General features: G+C 43.6%; 17 protein-coding genes. 13 read left to right on the plus strand and 4 right to left on the minus strand.

All coding sequences use genetic code 11. The features are described from left to right. Positions 1-8 precede the first annotated feature (8 nt). The 5 genes from POW22_RS11800 (at position 9) to metK (ending at position 4,677) form a co-directional block, all read left to right on the plus strand. Complete coding sequence (locus tag POW22_RS11800) at positions 9-629, plus strand: gluconate 2-dehydrogenase subunit 3 family protein (RefSeq protein ID WP_272832896.1); 621 nt, start codon at positions 9-11, stop codon at positions 627-629. Positions 630-643: 14 nt separating this feature from the next. Further along, positions 644-1,570, plus strand: a complete 927-nt coding sequence (locus tag POW22_RS11805; RefSeq protein ID WP_272832897.1) for a hydroxypyruvate isomerase family protein — start codon at positions 644-646, stop codon at positions 1,568-1,570. Between the two features lie 148 nt (positions 1,571-1,718). Next, on the plus strand, positions 1,719-2,054 hold the full coding sequence (locus tag POW22_RS11810) for a P-II family nitrogen regulator (RefSeq protein ID WP_272832898.1): 336 nt from the start codon (positions 1,719-1,721) through the stop codon (positions 2,052-2,054). 8 nt (positions 2,055-2,062) lie between these two features. Next, the gene (locus POW22_RS11815; RefSeq protein ID WP_272832899.1) at positions 2,063-3,292 is read left to right on the plus strand and encodes an ammonium transporter; all 1,230 of its coding nucleotides are present in this window, start codon (positions 2,063-2,065) and stop codon (positions 3,290-3,292) included. A 128-nt stretch (positions 3,293-3,420) separates the two neighbouring features. Continuing rightward, entirely contained in the window at positions 3,421-4,677 is a 1,257-nt protein-coding gene (gene metK, locus POW22_RS11820; protein ID WP_272832900.1) for a methionine adenosyltransferase, read from the plus strand. 57 nt (positions 4,678-4,734) lie between these two features. On the opposite strand, the gene POW22_RS11825 is transcribed toward metK, so the two are convergent. The 3 genes from POW22_RS11825 to POW22_RS11835 all read right to left on the minus strand — a co-directional run bounded on the left by POW22_RS11825 (position 4,735) and on the right by POW22_RS11835 (position 9,365). Next, a complete protein-coding gene (locus tag POW22_RS11825; protein WP_272832901.1) occupies positions 4,735-7,494 on the minus strand; it encodes a carboxypeptidase regulatory-like domain-containing protein in 2,760 nt (919 codons plus the stop codon). Positions 7,495-7,524: 30 nt separating this feature from the next. After that, the gene (locus POW22_RS11830) at positions 7,525-8,418 is read right to left on the minus strand and encodes a GLPGLI family protein (protein WP_272832902.1); all 894 of its coding nucleotides are present in this window, start codon (positions 8,416-8,418) and stop codon (positions 7,525-7,527) included. 101 nt (positions 8,419-8,519) lie between these two features. Beyond that, complete coding sequence (locus POW22_RS11835; RefSeq protein WP_272832903.1) at positions 8,520-9,365, minus strand: GLPGLI family protein; 846 nt, start codon at positions 9,363-9,365, stop codon at positions 8,520-8,522. Positions 9,366-9,491: 126 nt separating this feature from the next. Between POW22_RS11835 and POW22_RS11840 the strand changes: the two genes are divergently transcribed. The 8 genes from POW22_RS11840 to POW22_RS11875 all read left to right on the plus strand — a co-directional run bounded on the left by POW22_RS11840 (position 9,492) and on the right by POW22_RS11875 (position 15,918). Further along, on the plus strand, positions 9,492-10,967 hold the full coding sequence (locus POW22_RS11840; RefSeq protein ID WP_272832904.1) for a sensor histidine kinase: 1,476 nt from the start codon (positions 9,492-9,494) through the stop codon (positions 10,965-10,967). Next, entirely contained in the window at positions 10,960-11,646 is a 687-nt protein-coding gene (locus tag POW22_RS11845; RefSeq protein WP_272832905.1) for a response regulator transcription factor, read from the plus strand. Before POW22_RS11840 ends, POW22_RS11845 begins: the two co-directional genes overlap by 8 nt. An 18-nt stretch (positions 11,647-11,664) precedes the next feature. Further along, on the plus strand, positions 11,665-12,435 hold the full coding sequence (locus POW22_RS11850; RefSeq protein ID WP_272832906.1) for a hypothetical protein: 771 nt from the start codon (positions 11,665-11,667) through the stop codon (positions 12,433-12,435). A gap of 14 nt (positions 12,436-12,449) precedes the next feature. After that, the gene (locus POW22_RS11855) at positions 12,450-13,064 is read left to right on the plus strand and encodes a deoxynucleoside kinase (protein WP_272832907.1); all 615 of its coding nucleotides are present in this window, start codon (positions 12,450-12,452) and stop codon (positions 13,062-13,064) included. A gap of 18 nt (positions 13,065-13,082) precedes the next feature. After that, complete coding sequence (locus tag POW22_RS11860; RefSeq protein ID WP_272832908.1) at positions 13,083-13,616, plus strand: hypothetical protein; 534 nt, start codon at positions 13,083-13,085, stop codon at positions 13,614-13,616. Positions 13,617-13,752: 136 nt separating this feature from the next. Then, positions 13,753-14,292 (plus strand): hypothetical protein, encoded by a 540-nt coding sequence (locus tag POW22_RS11865; RefSeq protein WP_272832909.1) that lies wholly within the window; start codon positions 13,753-13,755, stop codon positions 14,290-14,292. A 162-nt stretch (positions 14,293-14,454) separates the two neighbouring features. Continuing rightward, on the plus strand, positions 14,455-14,988 hold the full coding sequence (locus tag POW22_RS11870; protein ID WP_272832910.1) for a lipocalin family protein: 534 nt from the start codon (positions 14,455-14,457) through the stop codon (positions 14,986-14,988). Between the two features lie 81 nt (positions 14,989-15,069). Continuing rightward, positions 15,070-15,918, plus strand: coding sequence for a phosphatase PAP2 family protein (locus POW22_RS11875; protein ID WP_272832913.1), 849 nt, complete (start codon positions 15,070-15,072; stop codon positions 15,916-15,918). A 53-nt stretch (positions 15,919-15,971) separates the two neighbouring features. Here the strand turns inward: POW22_RS11875 and POW22_RS11880 are convergent, their stop codons facing one another. After that, the gene (locus tag POW22_RS11880) at positions 15,972-18,464 is read right to left on the minus strand and encodes a sodium-translocating pyrophosphatase (protein ID WP_272832915.1); all 2,493 of its coding nucleotides are present in this window, start codon (positions 18,462-18,464) and stop codon (positions 15,972-15,974) included. Positions 18,465-18,496 lie beyond the last annotated feature (32 nt).

Below are 18,496 nucleotides of genomic sequence, written 5' to 3' on the forward strand. Positions count from 1 at the left end.
TATAAACCATGGATAGAAGACAAGCACTTAAGAATATTGGACTTACTACAGGTTTTGTAGTGGCTTCACCCGCACTTTTCAGCCTGCTGGAAAGCTGCACCAGTTCAGATCCAAAATGGGTTCCAGCTTTTATGGATGAAACTCAGGCGATGGTTGTGGGCCGATTAGCAGATGTATTCTTGCCAAAGACTGAGGCTACACCCGCCGCAACTGAACTGAATGTGGTTCAATTTATTGACACCTATTGGAATGATGTTTCCACAGTGAAATACCAAGGGAAGATCAAAACGGTCTTTGGAGAAGTTATTGGAAAGATGAAAGCTGAGCACGGCGAGGACCTTTCTGTAATGACCGATGAGAACTATATGGCTTTCTTGGACGCCAATATGTTGCACCCAAGAGACGAAAAACCAGATCCGCCAGGAACCAATCAAGGTTTTGAGGACTTTGAGGACGATACGCCAGTATCAGTTTCCAAGTTCTTGAACGGACTCAAATGGATGTGCATAAACGCCTATTTGACCACACAACAGATCGGAGAGGATTATCTGGTTTATGAACCTGTACCGGGAACCTATGTTTGTGATGATCTGCAAACACTCACCGGAGGAAAACGTTATTCACTATAATAGCGAATCCAAAGATGAAAAGAAGACAATTCATAAATAATGTAGCGCTCGCCTCGGTGGGCGCTTCGTTTTTAGGAGGCAGCCTGAAAGCTCATGCAGCCAACGCTTTTACGCCAGCAAAGAACAAATTTCCTTTGCATTTTGCGCCGCATGATGGGATGTTTAAAGCGCATGCAGGAACAGATATTCTGGATCAGATCCAGTTTATGGCGGATCAGGGGTTCACGGCTTTTGAGGACAACGAACTCAAAGGACGATCCCTAACAACTCAAGAGGCCATGGCCGCGCTTCTGAAAAAGCACCAGATGACCATGGGCGTTTTTGTAGCGCATAAAATATATTGGAAGGAGCCTAACTTGGCTAGCGGTGATGAAGATTACCTCAACGAGTTCTTGGCAGACATAAAAGATTCAGTAGCCGTTGCCAAACGGATCGGAGCTAAATGGATGACTGTTGTCCCAGGTCATGTGGACCTGAGGCTTTCAAAAGACTATCAAACCGCCAATGTGGTTAACGCTTTGCGCAAAGCCTGTGAAATTTTAGAACCTCATGGATTGGTGATGGTTTTAGAGCCTTTGAACTTTAGAAATCATCCCGGATTGTTTTTAACCGAATCACCTCAAGCCTATCAGATCTGCAAAGCAGTGAATAGCCCTTCTTGCAAAATACTCTTTGACATTTATCACCAACAGATCCAAGAAGGAAATCTAATTCCAAACATTGAAGCCTGTTGGGATGAGATCGCTTATTTCCAGATTGGAGACAATCCGGGACGCAATGAGCCAGGAACTGGAGAGATCAACTACAGAAATGTCTTTAAATACATCCACGACCGCGGCTTTAAAGGTGTTTTGGGAATGGAGCACGGCAATTCTATGCCTGACAAAGCAGGTGAACAAGCGGTGATCGATGCTTATTTGGCCGCTTCAAACTTCGATTAAGAATATCGCAATAAATATCTTATAAATTTAATACCCCTAATTTTTTAGGGGTATTTTTTATTATGTTGATAAAAATTAATTACTACCCCCTATTTTTTAGGGGGTATACTATTTAAAATTATATTTTTGAAACATCAACTCACAGATTATGAAGAAAATCGAGGCGATCATCAGGAAATCAAAGTTTGAAGCAGTGAAACAAGCGCTGCATGAAGTAGAGGTCAACTTTTTCTCTTATTGGGACGTTTCCGGACAAGGAAATGAAAAGCACGGCTCTGTTTACAGAGGTGTGCCTTACAAGACCAGTGATATCCAACGCCGTTGGCTTTCAATTGTAGTTAATGACGATTTTGAAGAGCGCACCATCAACGCGATCATTGAATCCGCGAAAACAGGTAGCGTTGGCGACGGAAAGATCTTTGTGAGCACTATAGAAGAAGTATACAGAATTCGCACCGGTGAGAGCGGTGGGCAAACCCTATAACAGAAGTAATGGAACACGCAGTTTTTACTATCAACAACGTATGGATGATGATCTCAATAGGATTGGTATTCATCATGCACTTGGGCTTTGCCTCTTTAGAATCTGGCCTTACACGATCAAAAAATACGATCAATATTCTTTTTAAAAACGTAATGATACTGGCCATTGGGCTTTCTACTTACGCCTTCTTCGGGTTTAGCCTTATGTATCCTGGAGAAGCATTTGCTGGTGAATACTTTGGTTTTAAAGGGTTCGGGCTGCCGCTCCCCAATGGTGGCCTGACCGAAACCTATAATGTCGGTTATACCTTTTATACGGAGTTCTTATTCCAGGCGATGTTCGCAGCAACAGCAGCTACGATTGTTTCTGGAGCTGTAGCCGAGCGTATCAAGATCAACAGCTTTTTGATCTTCTCGTTATTCTATGTTGGGCTTATCTATCCTATGGTGGGCATGTGGCATTGGGGCGGAGGATTCTTGGCTGAGATGAACTTTCACGATTTCGCAGGCTCTACTTTGGTCCACTCGGTAGGCGGATGGGCTGCACTTATCGCTGTGATCTTATTGGGCCCAAGAATTGGAAAATATACTGCAGATGGGATCAAACCCATCTTTGGACACAATGTACCCCTAGCTACGCTAGGTGTATTTTTACTTTGGTTTGGATGGTTTGGATTTAATGGCGGATCCGTACTCAGTGCGGATCCTGCCACAGTATCTTTGGTACTGGTCACCACTTCCTTAGCTGCAGCCACTGGAGCTGTGGGTGCTTTTTTTACTTCCTATATTAAGTTTAGATCTTATGACGTGACTATGATTCTTAACGGCGTCCTTGCTGGTTTGGTTGGAATAACTGCGGGCGCCGATGTCATGTCTCCCAATGAGGCTATGATCATAGGAGCTATCTCTGGTTCTTTGTGCGTGTTGGCCATCAGCGCTATTGATCGCCTGAAGTTAGACGACCCTGTTGGAGCCATCTCCGTGCATTTGGTTTGCGGAGTCTTTGGAACTTTGGCCGTCGGTATGTTTGGAGACAAAGCGGGAATGGGTCAGTTGTGGATTCAATTCAAAGCCATAGCGATCATTGCTGGATTCTGTTGCCTGACCTCGTTTATCATTCTTTATACCATTAAACGCACTATGGGTCTGCGTGTTACCGCAAGAGAAGAGATTGAAGGATTAGACACCCATGAACACGGTATGACCGCCTACCCAGATTTCCGCTTGAACGAGCACTAGAGGAGGGTTTCTAAGAAGTATTTTTTCCTTATTTTTGAGGCCTATTAGGCGCAGCTTGGAATACCTTGTAATTTGACACGGGGATTCACGACCAAGTGCGCATTACAGACACGACAAGATTCCTGTTTATGGCCTATTTATTTACCTCTGAAAGTGTATCAGAAGGACACCCAGATAAAATTTCCGATCAAATCAGTGACGCACTACTGGACAACTTTTTAGCCTTTGACCCAGAAGCCAAAGTGGCTTGCGAAACTCTTGTGACCACGGGTCAAGTGGTTCTAGCAGGCGAGGTGAAAAGCAACACCTATCTCGATGTGCAACAGATTGCCAGAGACGTGATCAATAAGATTGGCTACACCAAGGGAGCTTATCAGTTTAGTGGAGACTCCTGTGGAGTGATCTCCTTAATTCACGAACAATCTCAGGATATCAACCAAGGCGTTGATCGCGCCAGCAAAGAAGAGCAAGGTGCGGGAGACCAAGGAATGATGTTTGGTTATGCTACTAGCGAGACTGAAAATTATATGCCTTTGGCTTTAGAGATCTCTCACTCTATTCTACAAGAACTGGCTGCCATCCGAAGAGAAAACGAGCAGATCACTTATTTAAGACCTGACAGTAAAAGTCAGGTAACCATAGAATACAGTGACGACAACGTACCTCAGCGCATTGATGCCATTGTGATCTCTACCCAACACGATGATTTTGATAGCGATGACGACCGCATGTTGGCCAAGATCAAAAAAGATTTGGTTGAAATTTTGATCCCTAGGGTAAAGAGCAAATTGCCAGCTTACGCGCAGGCGCTTTTCAATGACGATATAGTTTACCACATTAACCCAACCGGGAAATTTGTAATTGGGGGTCCACATGGAGACACCGGACTCACCGGACGTAAGATCATTGTAGATACTTATGGTGGTAAAGGAGCTCACGGTGGAGGTGCCTTTAGCGGAAAAGACCCTTCTAAAGTGGATCGTTCTGCAGCTTATGCCGCAAGACATATTGCAAAAAATCTGGTTGCCGCTGGAGTTGCCAAAGAAGTATTAGTACAAGTTTCCTATGCGATTGGTGTAGTAGAACCTACCTCTATTTTTGTAGACACTTATGGTACATCCTTGGTAGACCTTACCGACGGAGAGATCGCGCGCCGAGTAGCTGATATCTTTGACATGCGTCCTGCCGCTATTGAAAGTCGACTTAAATTGCGCAGCCCAATGTATTCAGAAACGGCGGCCTACGGACATATGGGAAGAAAACCACAAACCGTAAATAAAGTATTTGAAAGTCCATACTCCGGACGGGTTGAAAAAGCGGTAGAGCTTTTCACCTGGGAAAAACTCGACTATGTTGACCAGGTAAAATCAGCCTTCAACTTATAACATAAAAAAAGGGAGCCTTAAAAAGCTCCCTTTTCTTTTTCATTGCATCAATCAACACTACAATTCGTAGCGCACTATCAACATTACTATTCGAGGCAGTACAAAGAACTGCGAAGTATTGTTGAAGTTTTCGTTAAAGCTGTCATTGTTTAAAAAGTCAACATCTAAAAGGTTGGTGGCTTGCAATTGGTATTCCCACTTACTGTCTTTTTCACGGTAATACAGATTAGCATCTAAGAACGAATAGGTGTTCTCAATGGTACCTGCCGCGTCTGTATAATTGAAATAACTCCATTCCGCATTCAGCGTAAAGTTCTGCAAGAAGACCGCATCGAAATTCACAAAGGGCTGATGGGTTGTAAAAGTAGATTCCACCCCTGCGTTGTCATAGTTGTTCAAAGTAAGACGATACCCCAACTCAACATTTGGCCACTCGCGGAAACTCGTTCTCAAGCTCGTATTATAGCTCTGTGTAAAGTTGATACTCTCTCTTACCTCCTCATTAATGATGTTGTTGAATTTCCCCCAACTCACATTACCTCCTAAAGCGAAACGCAAACGCTTGATGTTCTTGGTAAACCTTGCAAAAGCAGACAGCGTCTCATCAGCAAAATTACTGTTCAAGTTAATTGGGTTCGAGATCTGAGTAATTCCAGCCAACTGAGTGTTGTTCTTGATCGCTTCAATCCTGCGGGTGTAATTGATGTTCGCACTCACATTGGTGTAATTGAACATATTGAAGCTGAAATAAGTCAAATTATAATTGTGCACAAAGGCATTCTCCAAGTTGCGATTACCTCTAAACAAACGGTTGTAGTTATTAAAGATGAATCCTTCCGCAAAGTTATTTACGTCCGTATACTGCGCTTGGATGGAGTAATTAAAGCGGATATTCTCGCTCTTTTTAAGCTCCACAATCGCGTTGAAGTTTGGCAACACCAACCATTCGTTATTCTCGGAAACACTGCCCAACTGTTCGCTCTTTACGCGATAGTTGTGCAATGTTGCTCCAGGAGTAAAGGTGAAGATTCCCGCCTTGAATTTATAGTTAACTCCTAAGAAGTAGTCACTAAAATTAAAGGTCACGTCGTTGTTGAACTCGTCTCCTTCAAAGGCCGATGGCGGCCCCGTGAACATAAATTCTTGGAAGATCCCAGAGTTGAAATCTTGACGACTCAAGGTCGCCCCTACGTTTATGTTCACATTGCTTTTATTGTTGATCACGTAGTAGTAATCTACCTTGGCATCTAACTTATTGGTTTTGATGCGTCGCTGCTGATTTACATCATAACGATCCATGCGTTGTAGCGGATCAAAAGTATCTTGAGAGCTGTCAAAAGGCGCCGACGGATTTACTTGCGTGAATACCCCACGGAACGGGATTGAATCTTGGATCACACTGTAAAACGGATCCTCGTCCTGATACAAATGCTGGACCTGCCCCGCGAAGATGTTGTTCTCATCTAAGGTGTAATAGGCATTGATGTTTTGATTGATAGAAAAAGGCGTGGTGTTCTCATCCTCGTTGATCTCGTTGGGATTGTTGTTTACTGTGGAAACAATAGAGCTCACTTCACTTTGATCTGAGGTCTTTCCAAGCACGTCATAATCCAACTGGAAGTTCGCGTTCGGCTTGTAAATAGCACTCAACTTGAGCATACCCAACTGCGTGCGCTGATCGTTCACATTGTTTGTGGTCTCCGTAATTCCGGTAGCCACATAATTTCTAATAGTATTTGTGATATAGCTGGTGCGGTTGTCTGATAGAATCGAAAAACCACTTATATCTAATGCCTTGCTGGCATTCCAACTGAAGTTCGCCGCTAAGAAGGAGGTCTCAATAGCATTGGCACGGTTGTTCTGTCCAACGGCAAAACCAAGGTCTCCCGTATTGATGTTGAAATTGGTTCCACCTCCACGGTTGAAGTTTCTAAACCCTCCCGTAAAGTTGAAGTAGTCTCTAAAGGTAAAAGGCACTTGCCCAATGTCATTGAAATCTGTGATGATATTGATGCTGTAATCCGGACTGTAATAGAACAGTTTAGGGTAGACCAAATAGCGCTCTTTCTCGTCGCTATCAAAGCCAATACCGCCAGAAACCTCACCAAACCAAAAGTTCTTTTTACCTTCTTTAAGTTTAATATTTATGGCGATGTTGTCTTGATCATTCCCAAGGCCTCGCATTTGATCCACCTCGTTGTAGTTTCTCAGGACCTCCACCTTATCCACTGCATCTGCAGGGATGTTTTTAGTGGCGAGTTTAGAGTCTCCGTCAAAGAAGTCCTTACCTTCTACCATCACTTTAGAGACGGCCTTCCCTTCTACTTCGATCTCTCCATCATCGTTGATCTCCACTCCCGGGAGCTGCTTCATGACGTCTTCTAACTTTCGCTCATTACCGGTCGTAAAGGAGTCAGCATTATAAACTATAGTATCTCCTTTCACGGTCACCGGCATTTCATAGACGATCTCCACTCCGTCCAATTGATTGGGCGCAGGATTCAGGGTTACGTCTCGAGTCATGTCGTCAGATCCTTCTGGAACTGTGACGTCAAACTCTTTGGTCTCCAAACCTAAAAAGCTTGCTTTAAGCGTGTAAGTATTGTTCGTTGGGAGGTCTAACTGATATCGACCTTCATAATTGGTGATCGCATAAGATTCGATCTCTCCGGTTTCTTTTATGGTTGCAATGATGTTCGCTAGCTCTAAAGGTTCTCCAATAGAGTCTTTGATCACCCCTCTTAATTTAATGCTTTGCGCGTCTGCTTCAAAGCTAAATAAAGACAATAGGATGCTTATAAAGAGTAATTTCTTCATGGTTGGCTGCACTGTATTTTGATTGATTGATTATCCTCGGAATCCGCCGCGTCGTCCGCCGCGTCCACGGCCCCACATTTCGCGCATTTCTTCCATTTTTTCTGCGACAATCGATTGGTACTCCTCACGAGTGACCTTCTTTCCTTTAGAAGGTGCTTTGATCTCGATGGTATCCTCCGGATTCATCACAATTTTAGAACATAGAATGGTTGTTCGGTATACGTTGAGTTCAAGGATGAGTCCTGGTAATCCGCCGTATTCTCCCGGTCCGTGTTTCACAGGAATCATGGGTGTGTACCAAGCGGTTACGATCACTTCTTTTGGAATTTCGATTTGACTCATTGGGTCATCATCGGCACTTGCCGTTGCTGTAGAGTCTTTGGCTTTTTCATCGTCGGCCTTAGCATCTCTATCTCTACCTCCGCGTCGGCGCGCCATACTCCAATCGTTCTCATCGATCTTTTTGACCGCGGTCACTTTAATGGCCAAATACTGCCCGATCATTTTAGACTCTTTGGTCTCTTCCCATTCCAAATTAGCGATCTCGTCTTCAATGAGAAATTGCTTGCCGTAGAATTCTTGTTCCTGCACGAGTTGTCCGGTCTCCAAATTCTTGTATTGATCTCCGGGAGTAAAACTTCCCATCATCATTCCCATCCAACGGCTACCCCCGTTCGCATCGGTCTCTAAAACCTCTTCTTCCTTATAGATAGACTCCTGTCCATTAAAAGTGAGAATGTAGGTCTTCTCTAGGTATCTGCGCATACGCTCAGCGATCATCTTCTTCATCTCCTCGGTCATTTCACGACCGCCCCAATCCATGTCCACAGTGGTTTTTGATTGGTAATAGGCCTTTCCGCTAAATTCTTGAGCGTTCATGCCGATACTCAGAAGCATCAACATTAAGGGTAGTAATTTCTTCATGTCCTTGACAATTAACAGTTTAGTGGTTTATAGCAAAGCTAATTTAAAGTCTTTAGACTCGCAGGAGCCTTAGAGGTTTATTAAAGCTTTGTTAAAGTTCACTAACCGCCAATTCTGATCTCAAAACTGTTGCCGTCTCGGCGACCGTTGCTGGGCTGATAACGCTCTTGCATTTCTTTCATTTTCTCCTGCATGATGGTGTTATACTCATCTTGAGTCACTTCCTTTCCTTTGGTTGGCTCACTGACCTGTACTCCATCTTTAGGGTTCATAACGATCTTACTGCAAAGAATGCTCTGGTCTCCGTCTGAGATCTCCAAGATAAGTCCCGGCAAACCGTGATGTCTTCCTGGACCATGTCCCAATGGGATTTGCGGCGTATACCAAGCGGTAATGGTAATTTCCTCTTCAACGGCTTCACTCTTATTGTCCTTGCCTTCTTCTGTGTCGGAGCTGATAGAGGTCTGTACCGTTCTCTTCTCGGTACGCGTTGCCTTAAAGCAGGTATACTGCCCAATGTTCTTGGTTTCTTTGGTCAAGGTCCATTCTAACTGCGGCAGGGAATCTTTGATCAAAAAGGTTTTACCAAAAATGTCGCTTTTATTGGCCAGGCGATTCTCTGCGATGTTCTTGTAAAGCACATCGGCATCACCAGCTCCTGCAACAACAATTTGCATGCCGCCTCCGCCAACAGCTGGAGCGTCCAATGCTTCAACAACCTTATACAAAGAGGCGTCTTTATTGAAATCTAAGGTGTACTCCTTTTCAAACTGCTTTTTCATCATGGCCATAAGCTGATCCTGCATCTCTGACGGCACTTGGGTGCTGTCTAATTGAATTTCTAGCTTACGCTGGGTTTTGTACGTAGCGATCCCTTGAAAATCCTGCGCGTGTAAGGATCCAACGATCAAAGAAAAAGCTACTGATAAATAAACGAGTGTTTTCATGATTGTTCTTTTTTTGTTTTGATGACACCACAAAGATGCACAAAGACAGTATTAAGGCAAGTTAAGCATTGTTAAGCACTGTTAAGCGATTTGGAAATTGCAATTCATTAGACCTACTTTTGAAGCATGAAGCCAGGAAAATATCAAGGCATATTGTATTTCATCATCACCGCAATTGTGCTGACTCTTTCGCTGCAGGCCTATTGGTTCTATCGCAGTTTTAAGGCCGAGCAGCGCGAGCTTGTGGCCAACGTACAGGTTAGCCTTAACAAAGCCGTTGATGATTACTACACTCACTTAGCGCAAGAGCAAAGCATGCTCTTTGCCAGTGACACCCTCACCCTCACCTACGATTCCAACACCATAAATCTAGGAGACCAATGGGCTTTTTTAGACAGCATGCCCAAAGGAACCATACAACGTTATGAGTTCAGTGATTCTACCAATCACTCCACCATGACTGCAATAAGCATTGTTGATTCCATTGTCAAAAACAGACCGCCAGAGCGTTTTAGAGATACTATGCGCAGCTTTTTTCAGCGCCTGGGCAGAAAACCTTTTGAGCAATTAACCAATAAGATTGTGATCTCTTTTGCAGAAGAAGAAATGTCTTTACCTGTTTTAGATTCCATCTTTCATGAAGAACTGCACGAGCGTGAATTGTGGATCGATTACAGTTTAAAATACGATACGCCTTGGGGTGCAACCCAAAGCTTAGGTACGCTCAGCTCAGATCCTTCGGTCAAGTCTTTGCAAGCCAAATCTAGCTTTTTGATGCAGGACAGCTCCTTAGAAGTTTACTTTAAAAACACCACCCCGCTTATCTTACACCGCAACGGTATTAGTTTGGGACTCTCTTTGATCTTTGTAGGCTGCATCATTGGATGTTTGCTGTATTTGCTCAGAATCATCAGAGAACAAAAACAACTGGCAGAGATCAAAAACGATTTGATCTCTAACATCACCCATGAATTTAAAACGCCTTTAGCCACTATTGGTGTAGCTCTAGAAGGCATCCAAAAGTTCAATGCAGATAACGATCCACAGAAGAGTAAAAAATACGCTGCCATGTCTCAAGAGCAGGTTAAAAAACTCTCAGGTATGGTTGAAAAACTCCTAGAGACCGCAACCCTAGACAGCAATGCCCTTGTACTCAATAAGGAAGAAATTGACCTGGTTGCCCTTTGCCAGCGATTAGCGGTTTTGCCTGAGGCCTATGTAGCTTCTCAAAAATCCATCAGCCTAAATGCTGCACCACAAGATCTAAAAATTCATGCCGATGCTTTTCATTTAGAGAATGTGATCAACACTTTAATTGACAACGCGCTGAAATACGGCGGAGACATCATCAGTCTCAATATAACCACAGACGCCTCTGGAGTAAATATTGCAGTGCATGACAATGGTAGTTCCCTAAACAAGGCGCAAAGTCAGCGGATTTTTGAAAAATTCTACCGCGTACCCAAAGGTGATACCCATGACGTAAAAGGATTCGGGATCGGTTTGTACTACGCCAAGAACATCATTGAAAAGCACGGAGGCAGCATTGGTGTGAACTTAAAAAATGGCACTACTTTTACTTTAACCCTTCCGCATGAATAAACCGATCCACATAGTACTGGCAGAAGATGAACCGGCCTTGGGGCAGATCATCAAAGAGAGTTTGGAAACACGAGACTTTAAGGTGACTCTTTGCGTGAACGGAGAACAAGCTTTGAAAGCTTACCGAGAAGAAAAACCAGAGCTGCTAGTTTTGGACGTGATGATGCCTCTGAAAGATGGCTTCACGCTGGCCAAAGAGATTCGTACAGAAGACAGCCAAACACCCATCATTTTTTTGACCGCCAAATCACAGACAGAAGACGTGGTCAACGGTTTCAATCTGGGCGGAAACGATTATTTGAAAAAACCCTTCAGTATGGAGGAACTCATTGTACGGATCAAAAATGCACTCAAGCAAAATGATGATCCCGACAAGAACACCACCTTTCAATTGGGCGCTTTTAGCTTCAATGCCAACCGTCAAGAATTGCAGTATAAATCTAAAGAGCCGGTTAAATTGACCCACCGCGAGAGCGAACTGCTTTTCCATCTTTGCGCGAATAAGAATCAATTGCTGGACCGTTCTTTTATTCTGAAAAAGCTTTGGGGCAGTGATGACTTTTTCAATGCCCGCTCTATGGATGTATTTATCTCCAATCTGCGCAAAAAACTCAAAGCAGATTCCAGCCTTCAAATAGTCAACGTTCGCGGCTACGGATACAAGCTGATATGTGATTAGTTTTTGTATCTTGACTGCATGAAGATGCTGTTGTTTTTACTGATGCCGGTTTTGGCCTTTGGGCAAATGAAACTCGACAAAAAAACCCGCCTCGATGCCGACAGGTTCATTGGCGTGGACTCTTACAACAACACCTACTCTGTGGTCAACAACGCTTTGATCAAAACCAGTGAACGAGACCGCTGGAACTATGCAGATTTCACCTTAGGAAGTATTGCAGCTGTAGACATCATTAATCCCCTTAGGATCTTAGTGTATTATGCCGATTTCAACATCGCTGTTTTTCTAGACAACACCCTCAATGAAATTGAGCGGGTGAATTTCAACGAGATAGAAGATTACTTGAATATTGAAGCCGTTCGCATGGCCAATAACAACAGCGTTTGGGTCTTTAATAAAGATGCTCAGCAACTGGAATTGTACAATTACAGATCGGGGAAACGAAGTATTATCTCCCAACCGGTAAAAGGCAATCTTATAGCAACTGCCAGTGACTTTAATTTTTGTCATCTTCTGACTGATTCTGAGGTCATCACCTACAACGTATACGGGAGTATTCTAAGGGTTTTTGACAACCCTGGATTTACACAGATTTGGACCTCAACCCAACGGGGCTTAATTGCTCTGGATGAGCGAGATGTGATCTATTTTACCGAGGCTCCGGAGCGGCAATTTGAACCGACTGAATCTGGGTCAAAAATTGCGGTGAAAGACTTGCAACTAACTTCAGAATTCCTGTATATTTACGATGGAGAATTCGTGTATTCCTTCAGACTAACCAAACTCTAAAGAATCCTTATTTTATGCATGTTGCGATAGCCGGAAACATAGGCTCAGGAAAGACTACGCTCACCAAATTATTGGCTAAACACTACAAATGGCAACCTCATTTTGAGGATGTGGAAGACAATCCTTATTTGGATGATTTTTACAACCAAATGGAACGTTGGTCTTTCAATCTGCAGATTTATTTCTTGAACAGTCGGTTTCGTCAAATTGTGGATATTAGAGAAAGCGGAAAAGATTACATCCAAGACCGAACCATCTATGAAGATGCTTACATCTTTGCTCCTAACCTACACGCGATGGGTTTGATGACCAATCGCGATTATGAAAATTACCGTTCGCTTTTTGATCTGATGGAAAGTGTGACTGAGGCGCCTGATCTGTTGATCTATTTGCGCAGTTCCATCCCTAATTTGGTGAGTCAGATCCACAAAAGAGGGCGTGAATATGAGAACTCCATCAGCATTGATTATTTAAGTCGACTCAACGAGCGCTACGAAGCTTGGATTCACGATTACGACAAAAGCAATCTGTTAATCTTTGATGTGGACACCCTTAATTTTGTAGACAATCCGGAAGATCTCGGAAGTGTGATCAGTCGCATTGACGCCGAGCTTCACGGACTCTTTTAATACATACCCAAATCAATTATGAAAAATTTAAAATTGCTAGCCCTTTTGCTGCTTGTCCCTATGTACATTGCTTGCAGCTCTGACGATGATTCCACAACCACGGAAGAAGAAGCCGAAGTTTCCTTAGTAGGAACCTGGACCGCAGAGACCATTGACTTTGACTCTACAATTACCACTGTGATTGAAGGCTTACCTGTGACCGCCACTCAAGAAGGCGAAGGTTTTGATATAGACGCAACTGTTACCTTTTCTGAAGATCCGAATGAGGTAAGCTCAGAAGGACAATTCTCCATGACCGTAACAACGACTTTTTTAGGCGTTAGCGAAGAGGAGACCTTAGAAAACCTCGACTTATTGGGAGACGGCACCTGGAGCTTGGAAGACAATACACTTACCATTACCGGCACGGCGGATGATCAAGACGCCGTGATCACCATTGAACTTCTTACAGCGGATATGCTGCGACTGCGCATTGAGCAAACAGAGATTCTGGATACTCCGGTTGGCAGCGGCGAAGTCGATGCGGTTTTTGTAGCGACTTTCTCAAGATAGACCCAAAAAAAATTAGCTGCATAAGCTTCTCGGAACAAGCTTTTTAGAGATGAGTAGTTTGTCAAGAAATATGCAAAAAATGTTCTTGGCCCGTTTCTTGTATTCTGAATTTGCATTAACGTAAAAATTCAGAACTATGAAAAAAGTACTACTACTTACCCTTGCATTAACCACCAGCCTTTTTATTTCTTGCAGTTCCGACGATGACAACACACCAGCACCAGAAACTGGGACTGATGCCAATATTGTGGGAACTTGGACCGCAGAAAGCGTGGATTATTCCGGTTTTACTAGCACTTTGGTACTGGATACAGGAAATACTTTAAGAGTCGAATATACGGGCACTGGCACGGATATAGACTTTGGAATGGTCTTTTCAGAAAGCCCAAATGAACTGGTTACCAGCGGGAGCTTTGATCTGGACCTCACAACCTCCATCCAAGGAATTCCAGAACAATCCATGGTGCTTGACCTGGACTTTTTGGAAAACGGAACCTGGGTTCGCAATGGGAACACCTTGCGTTTAACCACTGCAGATTCTGAAGTTATTGAAATTTCTATTGAACTGCTGACAGAAAACAGTCTGCGATTGAGACTTACGGAAGAATCTTCCATCAGCACAAGTGAAATTGAAGAAGAAGAACTTCTGGTCACGGTAGTGACTCTGAGTCGCTAAGATCATAAACATTTTAAAAAGCACTCTTCGGAGTGCTTTTTTTCATCTCAAAACCAACACCATAGAGAATCTTTTACAACTACTGACCGTAAACCCAATAAATTCTCTATAAAATCTGTCAGTAAAGTCTCCAATCATCGACTACTTGCTAAACGTATTTCTATGAAAAAAGTTTGGCTTTTTTGCATCGCTATTCTGTATTTGCAATTCACCTCATGTTCTACCGCCATTAATAACAATCGAATCAATGATTCCTTTAGTGTTCTAGGCTATTGGGTATTGACAGAGGTCAACTACACCGGCATTAGCGAAGTGACGCAAGAGGGGGAAACAGCTTTGGAGTTTAATCTGGCAGGTAGTTCAATTGCTTCGGATGCTAATGTGGCTTTAATGCAAAACCCAAACCAATTCGTGTCCAACGGCTCCGTAAGTCTTGAAATTACGACCACCGGAAATGGACACAATAGCACAGCCATTTTTGATAACAACATCTTTTTCCCAACCTTAGGCACATGGGAGCGTGCAGACAATCAGATCTTTGTAAGCTCAGATGGGACTACTAAGGCATACACCATTGCGTCTCTAACCCCAAATAGGATTGTATTGGAACATGAAGGAACAGAAATCTTGAACGATCAATCCAGCAACACAAACACCAGAAATAGCTTCACAGTAACAATAGTTTTGGCCAAATAAGGATTCGTTAAACTAAGAACTAATTGAATAACTTTGCAATTATTACCCACAATTAGGTTCGGACTTTTTCGATTCAGTGATATGCGCAAGTTTATTTTCCTATTAACAATTCTGCTGGGCGCTCCGCAATTATGTGCTCAGGAATCTAATTTTACACCATTGGCTCAAGACGCCAACATTTGGCAAACCCTAAAGTATGATGCCAAAAGTGCCTTTGGAGGCTTTAAACACAGCATTACAGCACCGGTGCGTTGGCAGGGAGACGACTTTCTCACGGCAGTGAGTGTAATCACCGCCACCTCCATGTTTACGGCTTTGGATCAATCTGCGCGCAACTATTTTGTAGAACAAGAACCCAACGCTCCTGGCGTACTCAAAGAATTCGGTTGGTACTTTGGAAGCCCACAGAACTTCTTTATGGTCTCTGGTGGTATCTACGGATTCGGACTCTTGACCAAAAATGAAAAGGTTCGTAAAACCGGAGTGCTCATTATTGCCTCCGCAGCTACCTCCGGCCTTTTTCAAACCTTTTTTAAAACTGCTGTTGGACGTGCACGACCAGACGATTTTACGGGCCCTTTTGAGTTTGAACCCTTTAAAGGCACCGCACGTTACCACTCCTTCCCTTCTGGACATACCATCCTCTCCATTTCTATGGCGCATTCCATTGCCAAGCAGTTTGACAATATCTGGGTTAAATCTGGAATTTACGCCTTAGGGAGTATTGCTCCCGTCTCTCGTTTATGGGACGATGCCCACTGGGTAACTGATATTGTTCTAGGCGCAGCAATAAGCATAGCTGTTGTAGATAGTGTAGACAACTACCTTTTTGGAAGCCGACGCTATGAGAACGCTTATCAAAACCGCCACAGGATCAGTTGGCGCTTTACTGCCGGTTATAATACAGTCGGTTTAGTTGGAACATTTTAAAAACAAAAAAGCCGCTCTATCGAGCGGCTTTTTTGTTATATATAAAAGGTCTTTTATTTAGACGATCCATCTACTACCTTTTTCACTTCTTTTACGATCTCAATATCTACTGTAGCACCTTCTGCCTCTTTGTAAGCTTCCACCTTAGCTTCAACTTCTTCTGGAGTTCCAGTAAAGGTCTCTGTAGTAGTTTCACCGTCTTTAGTGATCTTTACAGTTGCTGTAGCAGTTGCTTCAGCATCCTCGTCCATAGTCACCTCAACCGTGATGTCTTCAGTTCCTTCTGCCAAAGCAGTAGCGTCTCCGTTCATTTTGATGATGGTAGTAGTACCATCTTCAGAAACGAATTTTACGTTAGCAGCTTCAATCACATTATCAGCATAAGCCTCTTCTCCGTGACCTCCTAAGATCGGAGCAATTACCAATCCAACCAAACAAGTCAATTTGATCAAGATGTTCATAGACGGTCCAGAAGTATCTTTAAATGGATCACCAACAGTATCTCCAGTTACAGCCGCTTTGTGCGCGTCAGAACCTTTGTAAGTCATCTCACCGTCGATCTCAACTCCAGCTTCAAATGATTTCTTAGCGTTGTCCCAAGCACCTCCAGCGTTGTTCTGGAAGATCGCCCACATCACACCGCTAACACATACACCAGCCATATAACCTCCTAGTGGCTCAGCACCGAAGATCAAACCGATTGCGATAGGAGTCAAAATAGTGATCAGTCCAGGAACGATCATCTCTCTCAAAGCAGCTTTAGTTGAAATGTCAACACACTTAGCGTACTCTGGAGTTCCAGTTCCTTCCATAATTCCAGGAATCTCTTTGAACTGACGACGTACTTCTTTTACCATTTCCATAGCAGCTTTACCTACAGACTTCATAGCCAAGGCAGAGAATACTACAGGAATCATTCCCCCTACAAAGAGAGCGGCCAATACATCAGCCTTAAAGATGTTGATCCCCTGGATACCGGTAAAGGTTACATAAGCAGCAAACAAGGCCAAAGCAGTCAATGCTGCAGAAGCAATTGCAAATCCTTTTCCAACAGCAGCAGTTGTGTTACCTACTGAGTCAAGGATGTCTGTACGTTGACGTACGTGCTCTTCTAGTTCACTCATCTCAGCAACACCACCGGCGTTATCTGCGATAGGACCGAATGCGTCGATTGCCAACTGCATAGCAGTAGTTGCCATCATAGCAGAAGCAGCAAGTGCAACTCCGTAGAATCCAGCAAGCTCATAAGAACCGTAGATCGCAGCAGCAAAAAGCAATACTGACCACAGTGTAGATTTCATACCTACAGCTAGACCAGCGATGATGTTTGTTGCAGCTCCAGTTCCTGAGTTCTGTACAATATCTAGTACTGGTTTCTTCCCTAGAGAAGTGTAGTATGCAGTAACGAAAGAAATCAAGGCTCCAACGGCCAATCCGATACATGCAGACCAGAATACGTTCATAGAAGCGATCTCCTTAGCCCCTTCTCCGAAGAAGTTCATGGTCAAGGTCTCTGGCAACATCCAACCGATAAGGAAGTAACTAGCGATCAAAGTAATGATGATCGCAAACCAGTTACCCATATCCAAGGCTTTCTGTACCTGCGCTTCTTTAGCGTCGTTATTTTTGATACGAACCAAGAAGGTTCCTAAGATAGATGCCAATACTCCAACCCCAGCAATTACTAGCGGAAGTAAGATCGGCCCCATATTGTTAAATGCGTCTGTGTAAGCAGCTGTTGCGCTCATGTCGCGAATAACATAGTTACCCAATACCATGGCAGCCAATACAGTTGCTACATATGAACCAAACAGGTCAGCTCCCATTCCGGCAACGTCTCCTACGTTGTCACCAACGTTATCTGCGATTGTTGCAGGATTACGTGGATCATCTTCTGGGATACCCGCTTCTACTTTACCTACAAGGTCAGCTCCAACGTCAGCAGCTTTGGTATAGATACCACCACCAACACGAGCAAAAAGTGCAATACTTTCTGCACCAAGAGAGAATCCTGCAAGCGCTTCAAGTACAATGGTCATGTTGTCGTAGAAAGAGCCATCAGCACCCATAAACTGTCCAATGAAGAACATGAATAGTAAGCTCAGACCCAATACAGCAAGACCGGCTACACCTAATCCCATTACTGTTCCACCACCAAAGGAAACTTGCAATGCCTGTGGAAGGCTTGTCTTAGCTGCCTCTGCAGTACGTGCGTTTGCTTCTGTCGCAACGCGCATCCCGATGTTTCCAGCCAAAGCTGAGAAGAATGCACCCAGGATGAATGCAGGAACAATCATGATGCTTGTGGTCTCAACCATTTGAGACACTCCAAACAATGCTGCGGATGCAACCACAACAAAGATCAATAACAAACGGTACTCAGCATTCAAAAAGGCCAATGCACCTTCTTTGATACTTTTAGAGATGGATTGCATGCGCTCGTTTCCGGCAGCCTGCTTCTTCACCCAGCTCATCTTTACAAGCATGAATAGAAGACCTAGCACAGCGAGTGCAATAGGTACCCAAATAATGTTTGATTCTAACATATTTCTATTTTTAGTTGACTTTCAATTTGCGA

This window comes from Gilvibacter sediminis, assembly GCF_028561565.1.
Lineage (GTDB): Bacteria > Bacteroidota > Bacteroidia > Flavobacteriales > Flavobacteriaceae > Gilvibacter > Gilvibacter sediminis.